This window comes from Enterobacter cloacae complex sp. HYC033_NIDB, from assembly GCF_056673335.1.
Map to the genome: position 1 here is coordinate 722,996 of NZ_CP115123.1, position 13,729 is coordinate 736,724.

Consider the following 13,729-nt stretch of genomic DNA (forward strand, 5'->3'; position numbering starts at 1 on the left):
CCGGATAGCCGGCTGCTCAATTACAGCTAACTATCTGAATAAATTCATTATGTCGAGAATACTCGCAGCGATAACATTATGGTTAAGCGTCATTTTAACTATTCTGGTTACCATCGCCTGTTCTGTGCCAATCATCGTTGCCGGAATAATTAAACTTCTGCTGCCTGTCCCTCCGGTATGGCGCGCAGTGTCTGCTTTTTGTAATTTTATGATGTACTGCTGGTGTGAAGGGCTGGCGATCCTGCTGCATCTGAACCCCTGGCTGAAGTGGGATGTTCAGGGGCTGGAGAAGCTGAACAAAAAGAACTGGTATCTGCTGATCTGCAATCACCACAGCTGGGCCGACATCGTTGTATTGTGCGTACTGTTTCGCAAACACATTCCGATGAACAAATACTTTCTGAAACAGCAGCTGGCCTGGGTGCCTTTCATTGGACTGGCCTGCTGGGCGCTGGATATGCCGTTTATGAAACGCTATTCACGCAGCTATTTAATTCGTCATCCGGAACGCCGCGGTAAGGACGTGGAAACCACGCGCCGTTCTTGCGAGAAGTTTCGCGCGCATCCCACCACCATTGTTAACTTCGTCGAAGGATCACGCTTTACCGAAGAGAAGCGCCAGCAGACTCGTTCTCCTTATCAGAACCTGTTGCCGCCAAAGGCTGCGGGCATCGCAATGGCGCTCAACGTGCTGGGTGAGCAGTTCGATAAATTGTTGAACGTAACGCTCTGCTATCCGGAAAATGACAGGACGCCGTTCTACGATATGCTCAGCGGCAGGCTGACGCGTATCGTTGTCCGCGTTGATCTGATGCCCGTCAACACTGAACTGCACGGGGATTATGTCAACGATAAAAACTTCAAACGTCGTTTCCAGCTTTGGCTTAATACACTCTGGAAAGAGAAAGACGAGCAGATAGCTAAGATTAAATCTTCATACAAAAACGCCGGTCAGTGACCGGCGTTTTTCTTTATGTTTGTTACTTTTTCTCAACCAGGTATTTCACGGTATCAGCGTACTGTTGTACGAAGATATCCATGCTGGTCGTGTCCATACCACGCATATTCACCTGGTATTTGCCGTTAACATACATCGCCGGCACGCCCTGCAACTGGAAGTCAGCGGCAGCTTTTTCCTGCTGTGCCACGAGAGATTTCACCACGAAACTGTTCCAGGCAGCGTCGTAGTCTTCACCTTTAACACCGGCATCCACGAACACTTTACGGATATCTGCCGTAGTTTGTACGGTCTGGGTTTTCTGTACGGCTTCAAACAGTGGCGCGGTGATCTTATCTTCCACACCCAGCGCAATCGCGACCGCCCATGCCTGAGTCAGATCTTTACCCAGTGGGCCAAGGAACTCAACGTGGTATTTCGTCATTTTGGTGCTTTCCGGCAGCTTTTTCTTCACGTTGTCAGAAACATGAAGTACCTGCTCAAACTCGTAGCAGTGCGGGCAGTAGAAGGAGAAGAACTCCAACACCTGAGGCTCGCCAGCAACAGGCTTGTCCAGCGTAATGTACTGCTTGCCGTCGGTAAACTGCGCAGCAGTTGCGCTAAATGCCAGAATCATACCAGCCAGCGCCAGCCAAATTTTTTTCATGATTAACTCTCTCCTGGGTGTGTCCAATTAATACATCGGCGTTAATTGCAAAGGGGGTTCCTGTAGAACCTTAACCTGCGCGGTAAATGTGGATATCTGGTTGCGCCAGTAATCCTCCCCGGTAAGCCAGGGGAAATTTCGGGGAAAAGCCGGGTCTTCCCAACGCCTGATTAACCACGCGAGATAATAAACAAATCGCATCGCACGTAAAGGTTCTATCAAGGCAATTTCGTCTGAATTAAAGGGGCTAAATTCTTCATAAGCTTCAATTATGGTCTCAAGCTGCATGCGCTGCTCGGCTTTATCACCGTTGAGCAGCATCCACAGATCCTGCACCGCGGGTCCCATACGTGCGTCATCAAGATCGACAAATAGTGGGCCATCACGCCAGAGAATATTCCCGGCGTGGCAGTCACCGTGCAGGCGCAGAGTAGTAATATCATCCCGCCAGCAGGCTTTTACAGCATCAATAAGCTTATCGGTCGCCGTGAGGAAATTATCCTTTAGCGCATTCGGGATCAGCGCCGATGTTTCGAATACCTGTCGCGGCTCAATAAGATATTCCTGAACACCAATCGTCGGACGGGCAACAAACGGTTTTTTACGCCCCGTCTGATGAATGCGCCCCAGATAGCGGGCAACCCATTCCATCTGATCGATATTATCTGCCTCAAACTGTCTTCCGCCCAGGCTCGGAAATACCGCGTAGTAAAAGCCCTGATGGGTCAGCAGCGTTTGGTTATTGAATTTAATGGGTGCCGCAACGGGAACATCGTCATCCAGCAGATCGTGGGCAAACTGATGCTCTTCCTGAATTTGTTCTGCGGACCAGCGCTGTGGACGGTAAAACTTTACGACAAAGCGCTGGCGCTCTTCGTCCTGAAATTGGTAGACACGGTTTTCGTAGCTGTTTAAAGGGGTTAACCCGGAATCCACCCGAATACCCTGTTCGAACAGCGCATCCATAATGGTATCCGGGTGTAGTGTCTGGAAAGTAAAAGCCTGGTCGTTCATCCGATCATCCGGAAATTATACGAATGATTCAGGATATCATCTTGTGGCGATTTCGGTGGCTCCGCTTACAAGCTTTTACTCTTTAATTACGCCTCGGGCACGCAGTAATGCGGTTTTAAAATCCTCTTCATAATCTTTCTGAATGCCAGGAATAACAGCATCTTTAGCCGAGTCACGCATTTTCAGGTGGTAGATCAGGATGTCGTCAGAAAGGTCTGCCAGTTCGCCATCAAAACCTGACTCTTTCGCCAGTTTCTGTAAAAATTGCATCAGATTCAGCTCTGGCTCTTTTTGCCAGGCCGGCTGGAGAAGCTCAATGACTTCATTAAGACGTTTACATTTCATGGTAGTGCTCCTTTCATTTAGAGAGACACGTTAGCAGGGTCAATCCCACAATAAAAGAGGCGATATTCGTGAATCAATGCCAGGAAATCATCGGAGTTGTTCTGGCCGGGGGCAGGGCAACGCGAATGGGCGGAAAGGATAAGGGGCTTCAGCTCCTGAACAACACACCATTATGGCAGCATGTTGCTGATACGCTTGCAGATCAGGTGTCCTCGATGGCGATCAGCGCTAACCGACATGTTGATATTTATCAGCGCAGCGGGTATCCGGTTTATCAGGATAACCTGGTGGACTACCCCGGTCCGCTGGCGGGAATGCTTTCCGTTATGCAGCAGTCGCATGGAGAGTGGTTTCTCTTTTGTTCATGTGATACGCCCTTCATCCCGTCCTGCCTGGTTGAACGTCTGGTGCAGCGGCGCGGTGGTGCTCCCGTCGTCTGGGTACACGACGGTGAACGCGACCATCCAACGATCGCATTGATTAATCGCTCGTTAATATCAGCGCTGGAAGATTACCTGGCCGCAGGAGAGCGACGCGTTATGGTATTTATGCGTCAGTCCGGAGGGCATTCCGTTGATTTCAGCGACATGAAATCGGCGTTTGTGAATGTAAACACGACGGAAGATTTGCAGATAATGCAGGAGAAGAAATGATACCCGTATTAGCGATCTCTGCCTGGAGTGGCACCGGGAAGACTACGCTGCTAAAAAAACTAATACCTGCACTTTGCGCCAAAGGCATTCGTCCCGGATTGATTAAGCATACGCACCATAACATGGATGTCGATAAGCCGGGGAAAGATAGCTATGAGCTGCGTAAGGCTGGCGCTGCACAAACGATGGTGGCGAGTAACCAGCGCTGGGCGTTAATGACAGAAACACCGGATGAAGCACCGCTGGATCTCGTTTATCTTGTCAGCCGGATGGATCACTCCATGCTGGATCTGGTGCTGGTTGAGGGGTTTAAGCATGAGGCCGTGCCTAAGATCTTGCTGTTCAGAAACGGCGCCGGGCATGATGTTAGCGAACTAATGCTGGATGAGCATGTGATTGCCGTGGCCAGTGACGTTGCATTGTCGCTGGAAGTACCGGTTCTGGATTTGAATAATGTGGAGGGGATTGCAGCGTTTATTTTGGCGTGGTGTGCAGTCTGAGATCTGCCGGGTGGCGGCTTCGCCTTGCCCGGCCTGCCGTTTTTCAACAAACAAACGCAAAAAGGCCATCCTTCCGGATGGCCTCTTCACTTGTTTGATGCCTGGCAGTTCCCTACTCTCACATGGGGAGACCCCACACTACCATCGGCGCTACGGCGTTTCACTTCTGAGTTCGGCATGGGGTCAGGTGGGACCACCGCGCTAAAGCCGCCAGGCAAATTCTGTTAATCTGTATCAGGCTGAAAATATCGTGTCTGTCTCTTCGCCAAAACACCTTCGGCGTTGTAAGGTTAAGCCTCACGGTTCATTAGTATCGGTTAGCTCAACGCATCGCTGCGCTTACACACCCGACCTATCAACGTCGTCGTCTTCAACGTTCCTTCAGGAGACTTAAAGTCTCAGGGAGAACTCATCTCGGGGCAAGTTTCGTGCTTAGATGCTTTCAGCACTTATCTCTTCCGCATTTAGCTACCGGGCAGTGCCATTGGCATGACAACCCGAACACCAGTGATGCGTCCACTCCGGTCCTCTCGTACTAGGAGCAGCCCCCCTCAATTCTCCAGCGCCCACGGCAGATAGGGACCGAACTGTCTCACGACGTTCTAAACCCAGCTCGCGTACCACTTTAAATGGCGAACAGCCATACCCTTGGGACCTACTTCAGCCCCAGGATGTGATGAGCCGACATCGAGGTGCCAAACACCGCCGTCGATATGAACTCTTGGGCGGTATCAGCCTGTTATCCCCGGAGTACCTTTTATCCGTTGAGCGATGGCCCTTCCATTCAGAACCACCGGATCACTATGACCTGCTTTCGCACCTGCTCGCGCCGTCACGCTCGCAGTCAAGCTGGCTTATGCCATTGCACTAACCTCCTGATGTCCGACCAGGATTAGCCAACCTTCGTGCTCCTCCGTTACTCTTTGGGAGGAGACCGCCCCAGTCAAACTACCCACCAGACACTGTCCGCAACCCGGATTACGGGTCTACGTTAGAACACCAGCCATTAAAGGGTGGTATTTCAAGGTTGGCTCCACGCAGACTGGCGTCCACGCTTCAAAGCCTCCCACCTATCCTACACATCAAGGACCAGTGTTCAGTGTCAAGCTATAGTAAAGGTTCACGGGGTCTTTCCGTCTTGCCGCGGGTACACTGCATCTTCACAGCGAGTTCAATTTCACTGAGTCTCGGGTGGAGACAGCCTGGCCATCATTACGCCATTCGTGCAGGTCGGAACTTACCCGACAAGGAATTTCGCTACCTTAGGACCGTTATAGTTACGGCCGCCGTTTACCGGGGCTTCGATCAAGAGCTTCGCCTTGCGGCTAACCCCATCAATTAACCTTCCGGCACCGGGCAGGCGTCACACCGTATACGTCCACTTTCGTGTTTGCACAGTGCTGTGTTTTTAATAAACAGTTGCAGCCAGCTGGTATCTTCGACTGATTTCAGCTCCGCCCGCAGGGGCTTCACCTACACATCAGCGTGCCTTCTCCCGAAGTTACGGCACCATTTTGCCTAGTTCCTTCACCCGAGTTCTCTCAAGCGCCTTGGTATTCTCTACCTGACCACCTGTGTCGGTTTGGGGTACGATTTCGTGTTACCTGATGCTTAGAGGCTTTTCCTGGAAGCAGGGCATTTATCACTTCAGCACCGTAGTGCCTCGTCATCACACCTCAGCGTTAATAAGGTACCGGATTTACCTGGAACCTCCGCCTACATGCTTAAACCGGGACAACCGTCGCCCGGCTGACATAGCCTTCTCCGTCCCCCCTTCGCAGTAACACCAAGTACAGGAATATTAACCTGTTTCCCATCGACTACGCCTTTCGGCCTCGCCTTAGGGGTCGACTCACCCTGCCCCGATTAACGTTGGACAGGAACCCTTGGTCTTCCGGCGAGCGGGCTTTTCACCCGCTTTATCGTTACTTATGTCAGCATTCGCACTTCTGATACCTCCAGCATGCCTCACAGCACACCTTCAACGGCTTACAGAACGCTCCCCTACCCAACAACACATAGTGTCGCTGCCGCAGCTTCGGTGCATGGTTTAGCCCCGTTACATCTTCCGCGCAGGCCGACTCGACCAGTGAGCTATTACGCTTTCTTTAAATGATGGCTGCTTCTAAGCCAACATCCTGGCTGTCTGTGCCTTCCCACATCGTTTCCCACTTAACCATGACTTTGGGACCTTAGCTGGCGGTCTGGGTTGTTTCCCTCTTCACGACGGACGTTAGCACCCGCCGTGTGTCTCCCGTGATAACATTCTTCGGTATTCGTAGTTTGCATCGGGTTGGTAAGCCGGGATGGCCCCCTAGCCGAAACAGTGCTCTACCCCCGAAGATGAGTTCACGAGGCGCTACCTAAATAGCTTTCGGGGAGAACCAGCTATCTCCCGGTTTGATTGGCCTTTCACCCCCAGCCACAGGTCATCCGCTAATTTTTCAACATTAGTCGGTTCGGTCCTCCAGTTAGTGTTACCCAACCTTCAACCTGCCCATGGCTAGATCACCGGGTTTCGGGTCTATACCCTGCAACTTAACGCCCAGTTAAGACTCGGTTTCCCTTCGGCTCCCCTATACGGTTAACCTTGCTACAGAATATAAGTCGCTGACCCATTATACAAAAGGTACGCAGTCACCCCATAAAGAGGCTCCCACTGCTTGTACGTACACGGTTTCAGGTTCTTTTTCACTCCCCTCGCCGGGGTTCTTTTCGCCTTTCCCTCACGGTACTGGTTCACTATCGGTCAGTCAGGAGTATTTAGCCTTGGAGGATGGTCCCCCCATATTCAGACAGGATACCACGTGTCCCGCCCTACTCTTCGAGTTCACAGCAAGTGTGCTTTCGTGTACGGGACTATCACCCTGTACCGTCGGACTTTCCAGACCGTTCCACTAACACACAAGCTGATTCAGACTCCGGGCTGCTCCCCGTTCGCTCGCCGCTACTGGGGGAATCTCGGTTGATTTCTTTTCCTCGGGGTACTTAGATGTTTCAGTTCCCCCGGTTCGCCTCGTTAACCTATGTATTCAGTTAACGATAGTGCAACGGATTGCACTGGGTTTCCCCATTCGGATATCGCCGGGTCAAAGGTTCATATCACCTCGCCGGCGCTTTTCGCAGATTAGCACGTCCTTCATCGCCTCTGACTGCCAGGGCATCCACCGTGTACGCTTAGTCGCTTAACCTCACAACCCGAAGATGTTTCTTTCGATTCACCATCGACTTGCGAAAATTTGAGAGACTCGAACACACATGAGCTGTGTGTCGTTTCAATTTTCAGCTTGATCCAGATTTTTAAAGAGCAAATATCTCAAACATGACTCGCAAGTCAGTTTTGAGATATGACGGCAGGTGACTTTCACTCACGAACCAGCAAGTGGCGTCCCCTAGGGGATTCGAACCCCTGTTACCGCCGTGAAAGGGCGGTGTCCTGGGCCTCTAGACGAAGGGGACGTACAGTCTCAATCGCAAGACGCCTTGCTATTTACTTTTCATCAGACAATCTGTGTGAGCACTACAAAGGCAGGTTCTTTAAGGTAAGGAGGTGATCCAACCGCAGGTTCCCCTACGGTTACCTTGTTACGACTTCACCCCAGTCATGAATCACAAAGTGGTAAGCGCCCTCCCGAAGGTTAAGCTACCTACTTCTTTTGCAACCCACTCCCATGGTGTGACGGGCGGTGTGTACAAGGCCCGGGAACGTATTCACCGTGGCATTCTGATCCACGATTACTAGCGATTCCGACTTCATGGAGTCGAGTTGCAGACTCCAATCCGGACTACGACGCACTTTATGAGGTCCGCTTGCTCTCGCGAGGTCGCTTCTCTTTGTATGCGCCATTGTAGCACGTGTGTAGCCCTACTCGTAAGGGCCATGATGACTTGACGTCATCCCCACCTTCCTCCAGTTTATCACTGGCAGTCTCCTTTGAGTTCCCGGCCTAACCGCTGGCAACAAAGGATAAGGGTTGCGCTCGTTGCGGGACTTAACCCAACATTTCACAACACGAGCTGACGACAGCCATGCAGCACCTGTCTCAGAGTTCCCGAAGGCACCAAAGCATCTCTGCTAAGTTCTCTGGATGTCAAGAGTAGGTAAGGTTCTTCGCGTTGCATCGAATTAAACCACATGCTCCACCGCTTGTGCGGGCCCCCGTCAATTCATTTGAGTTTTAACCTTGCGGCCGTACTCCCCAGGCGGTCGACTTAACGCGTTAGCTCCGGAAGCCACGCCTCAAGGGCACAACCTCCAAGTCGACATCGTTTACGGCGTGGACTACCAGGGTATCTAATCCTGTTTGCTCCCCACGCTTTCGCACCTGAGCGTCAGTCTTTGTCCAGGGGGCCGCCTTCGCCACCGGTATTCCTCCAGATCTCTACGCATTTCACCGCTACACCTGGAATTCTACCCCCCTCTACAAGACTCTAGCCTGCCAGTTTCGAATGCAGTTCCCAGGTTGAGCCCGGGGATTTCACATCCGACTTGACAGACCGCCTGCGTGCGCTTTACGCCCAGTAATTCCGATTAACGCTTGCACCCTCCGTATTACCGCGGCTGCTGGCACGGAGTTAGCCGGTGCTTCTTCTGCGGGTAACGTCAATCGACAAGGTTATTAACCTTATCGCCTTCCTCCCCGCTGAAAGTACTTTACAACCCGAAGGCCTTCTTCATACACGCGGCATGGCTGCATCAGGCTTGCGCCCATTGTGCAATATTCCCCACTGCTGCCTCCCGTAGGAGTCTGGACCGTGTCTCAGTTCCAGTGTGGCTGGTCATCCTCTCAGACCAGCTAGGGATCGTCGCCTAGGTGAGCCGTTACCCCACCTACTAGCTAATCCCATCTGGGCACATCCGATGGCAAGAGGCCCGAAGGTCCCCCTCTTTGGTCTTGCGACGTTATGCGGTATTAGCTACCGTTTCCAGTAGTTATCCCCCTCCATCAGGCAGTTTCCCAGACATTACTCACCCGTCCGCCACTCGTCAGCGAAGCAGCAAGCTGCTTCCTGTTACCGTTCGACTTGCATGTGTTAGGCCTGCCGCCAGCGTTCAATCTGAGCCATGATCAAACTCTTCAATTTAAAAGTTTGATGCTCAATGAATTAAACTTCGTAATGAATTACGTGTTCACTCGTTGAGACTTGGTATTCATTTAGTGTCCGAGGACATTAAGAATCCATGTCACTTTGAGTGCCCACACAGATTGTCTGATAAATTGTTAAAGAGCAGTGCCGCTTCGTTTTCGCTGCGGCGCGGGGTGTGCATATTACGCTTTCCCGCTTCAGAGTCAAGCGTTTGTTTTGCTTTTCTCTGCTGACCCGGCGGCTTGCGTGCCGTTGTTCCGTGTCAGTGGAGGCGCATTATAGGGAGTTCTTCTGAAGTGACAAGAGGAAATTTAAAAAAAGTTTCTGACCGTGTTTTTTTTCACCAAAAGCGATGAGTTCAAGCTACAAATTGTTCTATTTGATGTATCTGCAACCACAATCACACCTGAGATGGCATAATTAACCGCATCAATATTTAAGGAATAAAAGCGATGCCATTAAGCGCACAACAGCTGGCAGCTCAAAAAAACCTGTCCTATGTGCTGGCAGAGAAACTGGCGCAGCTGATCTTAGCGGGTAAATATGCTCCAGGTAGCATCCTGCCCAGCGAGATGGAGCTGGGAGATCAGTTTGGCGTTAGCCGTACCGCCGTTCGCGAAGCGGTAAAAACATTAACGGCGAAAGGGATGGTGCTTCCACGCCCGCGCATTGGCACCCGCGTTATGCCTCAGGGAAACTGGAACTTTCTCGATCAGGAGTTACTCACCTGGTGGATGACCGAAGATAACTTTAATCAGGTCGTCGATCACTTTCTGGTCATGCGCAGCAGTCTTGAGCCTCAGGCCTGCCTGCTTGCCGCCACGCTCGGCACAGCCGAGCAAAAAGCGCAGCTCAATACTTTGATGGAAGAGATGGTGGATCTGAAAAAGCACTTTAACCGCGAGCGCTGGATAGCGGTCGATATGGCCTGGCATGAACATATCTATAATATGAGCGGAAATCCTTTCCTGACCTCCTTTGCTTCTTTATTCCATTCTGTGTACCACACTTACTTTACCTCTATCACGCAGGATGAGGTGGTGAAGCTGGATCTGCATCAGGCGATAGTCGATGCCATTCAGGAGAGCGACGGGCAGCGAGCCCTGAGTGCGTGCCAGGCGTTGCTGGCCGCGCCAATCCACCAGCAGGTAAATAAATGACAGAGAAAAAAGCACGCAGTATGGCCGGACTGCCGTGGATTGCAGCCATGGCGTTCTTTATGCAGGCACTGGATGCCACTATCCTCAATACCGCCCTTCCCGCCATAGCCCAAAGCCTTAACCGCTCCCCGCTGGCGATGCAATCCGCCATCATCAGCTACACCCTGACAGTGGCGATGCTTATTCCGGTCAGCGGCTGGCTGGCCGATCGTTTCGGCACACGCAAAGTGTTCATGCTGGCGGTGACGCTGTTCACGCTCGGTTCTCTGGCTTGCGCCCTCTCCACCTCTCTGACGGAACTGGTTATCTTCCGCGTTCTGCAGGGGATAGGCGGCGCGATGATGATGCCCGTCGCGCGTCTGGCGTTATTACGCGCCTATCCGCGCAGCGAACTGCTCCCGGTGCTCAACTTTGTGACTATGCCGGGGCTGGTCGGCCCGATACTTGGCCCGGTTCTCGGCGGCGTACTGGTGACCTGGGCTAGCTGGCACTGGATCTTCCTGATTAATATTCCGATTGGTGTGGCAGGGCTGATTTATGCCCGCAAATATATGCCGAACTTCACCACGCCAAGACGCAGCTTCGATATGGGTGGTTTCTTCCTGTTTGGCCTGAGCCTGGTCCTGTTCTCCAGCGGGATGGAGCTGTTTGGCGAGAAAATCGTAGCGACGTGGCTGGCGCTGGCCGTCATCCTCAGCGGTATTCTGCTGTTCCTTCTATATATACGTCATGCGCGTCGCCATCCGACACCGCTTATCTCTTTATCTCTGTTTAACACCCGAACGTTCTCCGTCGGGATCGCGGGCAATATTGCCTCGCGTCTGGGCACGGGCTGCGTACCTTTCCTGATGCCACTGATGCTCCAGGTCGGTTTCGGCTATCCGGCCCTGATTGCTGGCTGCATGATGGCGCCCACGGCGATGGGCTCGATTCTGGCAAAATCGACGGTCACGCAGGTGCTGCGCTGGTTTGGCTATCGTAAGACGCTGGTTGGCGTGACGATCTTTATCGGATTGATGATTGCGCAGTTCTCCCTGCAATCTGCGGCGTTACCAATCTGGATGCTGATCCTGCCGCTGTTTGTGCTGGGTATGGCCATGTCGACGCAGTTTACGTCGATGAACACCATCACCCTTGCGGACCTCACCGACGAGAATGCCAGCAGCGGCAACAGCGTACTGGCGGTCACTCAACAGCTGTCGATCAGCCTCGGGGTTGCCGTGAGCGCGGCGGTACTGCGGTTTTATGAAGGGTTCGAGGGAACTAATACCGTTGAGCAGTTCCACTATACCTTTATCACTATGGGCGCGCTTACCGTGGTATCGGCGGTGGTCTTTATGTTGTTAAAACCAAAAGACGGCCGGAACCTGATTAAAGAGCGTCACAAAGAGAAGGCTAAACCGAACCGCGTTCCATCAGAACAGGAGTAAGTTGCAAACGTTGCTGTTGCAGCGTGGGCTGGGCCATGCGGTGGATCAACACATCGATGGCCAGCTCGCCCAGTTCATCCTTCGGCTGATGGATGGTGGTCAGTGGGGGCGTCATGTAGCGCGCCAGTTCGATATCATCGTAACCGACGATCGCCATGTCGTCCGGAACACGTAATCCCGCCTGATACAGCGCCTGATATGCTCCGAATGCCATCGCATCGTTACCGATAAACACCGCCTGCGGACGCAGCTCTTGCGCCAGCAGTTTCTGCATTGCTTCAAATCCACCGTTAAATTCGAAATCGCCGGTGATGCGATAGCCATCAGGAATGGCAAGCCCCGCCCGTTCCATGGCCGAAAGATAGCCTTCCAGACGCAGGCGCGCCGGGGTTTTATCCAGCGGGCCGGTAATACAGGCAATGCGGGTATGACCTTTATCGATCAGATGCTGAGTCGCCATATCGCCGCCCAGCAGCGAGTTATCCTGGATTAGATCGCTGGTGCCGTCGAACGGCGCCCAGTCCATCATCACCGTGGGAATAGAAGGGTAACGCTGGATGATCTCTTTCGAAGGTTGATGCGTTTCGGTACAGAGCAGCAGCAGCCCGTCGACGCGTTTTTGCATCAGCGTTTCCAGGTTACGGTTCATGCGCTGCTCATCGCCTTCGGTATTGCACAGCACCAGGCTGTAGCCGCGCTCGAAGCAGCTGCGCTCCACGCCGCGCACCAGTTCAGAATAAAAAGGGTTGGTACTGGCCGTGATCAGCATGCCGATGGTGCGCGTCTGGTTGAGCTTCAGGCTGCGGGCCAGCGCAGACGGCGCATAGTTGAGTTCTTTAATTGCAGCGTCAACTTTCTCCCGAATCGCCTCGCTGACGAAGCGATCGTTATTGATAACGTGGGAGACAGTCGAGGTAGAAACGCCCGCCATACGGGCGACATCTTTCATTGTGGCCAAGCGTTACCCCTGCTGACTTAAGAATTCATCAATCTCTTTACGCCATGGAACAGAAGGCTGAGCGCCTTTACGCGTCACCGCAATCGCAGCGGCGGCATGCGCGAAGCGGATCGCGTCATCCATTGCTTTTCCTTCCAGCAGCGCCGTTACCAGTGCACCGTTGAAGGTGTCTCCTGCGGCGATGGTATCAATGGCTTTGACCTTAAAGCCCGGTACGCGACGGCCTTCGCCATTGACGCTAGCCCACACCCCACGGCTGCCGAGGGTGATGATTACGGTGCCGATGCCTTTTTCATGCAGTGCAAGCGCGGCACGCGCGGCATCGTCATCATTTTCGACACGGATACCCGTCAGCTTTTCCGCTTCGGTTTCGTTCGGGGTGATGATATCCACCAGCGCCAGCAGCTCGTCTGATAATACACGGGCAGGCGCAGGGTTAAGTACGACAGACGTATGATTTTCATGCGCAATTTTCGCGGCGGCCAGCACGCTTTCAACCGGTGACTCCAGCTGCATCAGCAGGGCTTCCGCTCCGGCGATGATTCCACGCTGCGCTTCGACGCGTTCAGTCGTTAACGCGGCATTAGCCCCCGCATGAATACCGATGACATTCTCACCTTCCGCATTGACGAAAATCAGCGCCACGCCGGTAGATTCCCCTGCAACCACGCTGACGGGTGCAATGTCGATGTTGTCGCTTGCCAGCTGTTTGCGTACGCGCTCGCCGGTATCGTCATCACCCGTACAGGCGATAAACGCGATATTCGCCCCGCTGCGTCCGGCGGCAACCGCCTGGTTTGCGCCCTTACCGCCGAACGCCACCTGATACTGATTGCCAGTGACGGTTTCGCCCGGAGTGGGGAACGTTTCAAGGTTAAGAATGTGATCGGCATTGATACTGCCAAGGACGACGAGGTTGCCTGCGGTTTTCATGTATTGAGGTGTCCATCTGAGAGCGCCACCGGTCTTACCCGGTG

Annotated in this window: 10 protein-coding genes, 1 tRNA gene and 3 rRNA genes; 5 read left to right on the top strand and 9 right to left on the bottom strand. The window is 52.9% G+C overall.

The window, feature by feature from the left end; genetic code table 11:
* Positions 1–49: 49 nt before the first annotated feature.
* Positions 50–958: an acyltransferase gene (locus tag O1721_RS03430; RefSeq protein WP_032620765.1), complete on the top strand. Its 909-nt coding sequence runs from the start codon at positions 50–52 to the stop codon at positions 956–958.
* 22 nt (positions 959–980) lie between these two features.
* On the opposite strand, the gene dsbA is transcribed toward O1721_RS03430, so the two are convergent.
* The 3 genes from dsbA to O1721_RS03445 all read right to left on the bottom strand — a co-directional run bounded on the left by dsbA (position 981) and on the right by O1721_RS03445 (position 2,963).
* On the bottom strand, positions 981–1,604 hold the full coding sequence (gene dsbA, locus O1721_RS03435) for a thiol:disulfide interchange protein DsbA (RefSeq protein WP_032649911.1): 624 nt from the start codon (positions 1,602–1,604) through the stop codon (positions 981–983).
* Between the two features lie 27 nt (positions 1,605–1,631).
* Positions 1,632–2,618, bottom strand: a complete 987-nt coding sequence (locus tag O1721_RS03440; protein WP_023295647.1) for a serine/threonine protein kinase — start codon at positions 2,616–2,618, stop codon at positions 1,632–1,634.
* Positions 2,619–2,693: 75 nt separating this feature from the next.
* Positions 2,694–2,963 carry a YihD family protein gene (locus O1721_RS03445; RefSeq protein ID WP_003861904.1) on the bottom strand — a complete coding sequence of 90 codons (270 nt, stop codon included), beginning with the start codon at positions 2,961–2,963 and terminating at the stop codon, positions 2,694–2,696.
* A gap of 68 nt (positions 2,964–3,031) precedes the next feature.
* On the opposite strand from O1721_RS03445, the gene mobA reads away from it, so the two are divergent.
* Positions 3,032–3,616: a molybdenum cofactor guanylyltransferase MobA gene (gene mobA / locus O1721_RS03450; RefSeq protein ID WP_017694040.1), complete on the top strand. Its 585-nt coding sequence runs from the start codon at positions 3,032–3,034 to the stop codon at positions 3,614–3,616.
* Complete coding sequence (mobB, locus tag O1721_RS03455; RefSeq protein ID WP_032649913.1) at positions 3,613–4,116, top strand: molybdopterin-guanine dinucleotide biosynthesis protein MobB; 504 nt, start codon at positions 3,613–3,615, stop codon at positions 4,114–4,116. The genes mobA and mobB overlap by 4 nt, the downstream gene beginning before the upstream one ends.
* Positions 4,117–4,215: 99 nt before the next feature.
* Here mobB and rrf read toward each other — a convergent pair.
* From rrf to O1721_RS03475, 4 genes are all read right to left on the bottom strand, one after another.
* Positions 4,216–4,331: ribosomal RNA gene (rrf, locus tag O1721_RS03460) — 5S ribosomal RNA — on the bottom strand.
* Between the two features lie 71 nt (positions 4,332–4,402).
* A 23S ribosomal RNA gene (locus O1721_RS03465) occupies positions 4,403–7,307 on the bottom strand.
* A gap of 192 nt (positions 7,308–7,499) precedes the next feature.
* Positions 7,500–7,575: transfer RNA gene (locus tag O1721_RS03470), tRNA-Glu, on the bottom strand.
* Positions 7,576–7,659: 84 nt separating this feature from the next.
* Positions 7,660–9,201: ribosomal RNA gene (locus O1721_RS03475) — 16S ribosomal RNA — on the bottom strand.
* The 16S, 23S and 5S rRNA genes sit together here with 1 tRNA gene alongside, the layout of an rRNA operon.
* A gap of 455 nt (positions 9,202–9,656) precedes the next feature.
* Between O1721_RS03475 and O1721_RS03480 the strand changes: the two genes are divergently transcribed.
* Both O1721_RS03480 and mdtD read left to right on the top strand, forming a co-directional pair.
* On the top strand, positions 9,657–10,364 hold the full coding sequence (locus O1721_RS03480; protein ID WP_032646641.1) for a FadR/GntR family transcriptional regulator: 708 nt from the start codon (positions 9,657–9,659) through the stop codon (positions 10,362–10,364).
* Positions 10,361–11,794: a multidrug transporter subunit MdtD gene (gene mdtD, locus O1721_RS03485; protein ID WP_015570156.1), complete on the top strand. Its 1,434-nt coding sequence runs from the start codon at positions 10,361–10,363 to the stop codon at positions 11,792–11,794. The genes O1721_RS03480 and mdtD overlap by 4 nt, the downstream gene beginning before the upstream one ends.
* On the opposite strand, the gene rbsR is transcribed toward mdtD, so the two are convergent.
* Together rbsR and rbsK are read right to left on the bottom strand one after the other, a co-directional pair.
* The gene (rbsR, locus tag O1721_RS03490) at positions 11,760–12,752 is read right to left on the bottom strand and encodes a ribose operon transcriptional repressor RbsR (protein WP_017694038.1); all 993 of its coding nucleotides are present in this window, start codon (positions 12,750–12,752) and stop codon (positions 11,760–11,762) included. The two genes, mdtD and rbsR, sit on opposite strands and share 35 nt — an antisense overlap.
* Positions 12,753–12,755: 3 nt before the next feature.
* Positions 12,756–13,685, bottom strand: a complete 930-nt coding sequence (rbsK, locus tag O1721_RS03495; RefSeq protein WP_015570155.1) for a ribokinase — start codon at positions 13,683–13,685, stop codon at positions 12,756–12,758.
* Positions 13,686–13,729: the final 44 nt, after the last annotated feature.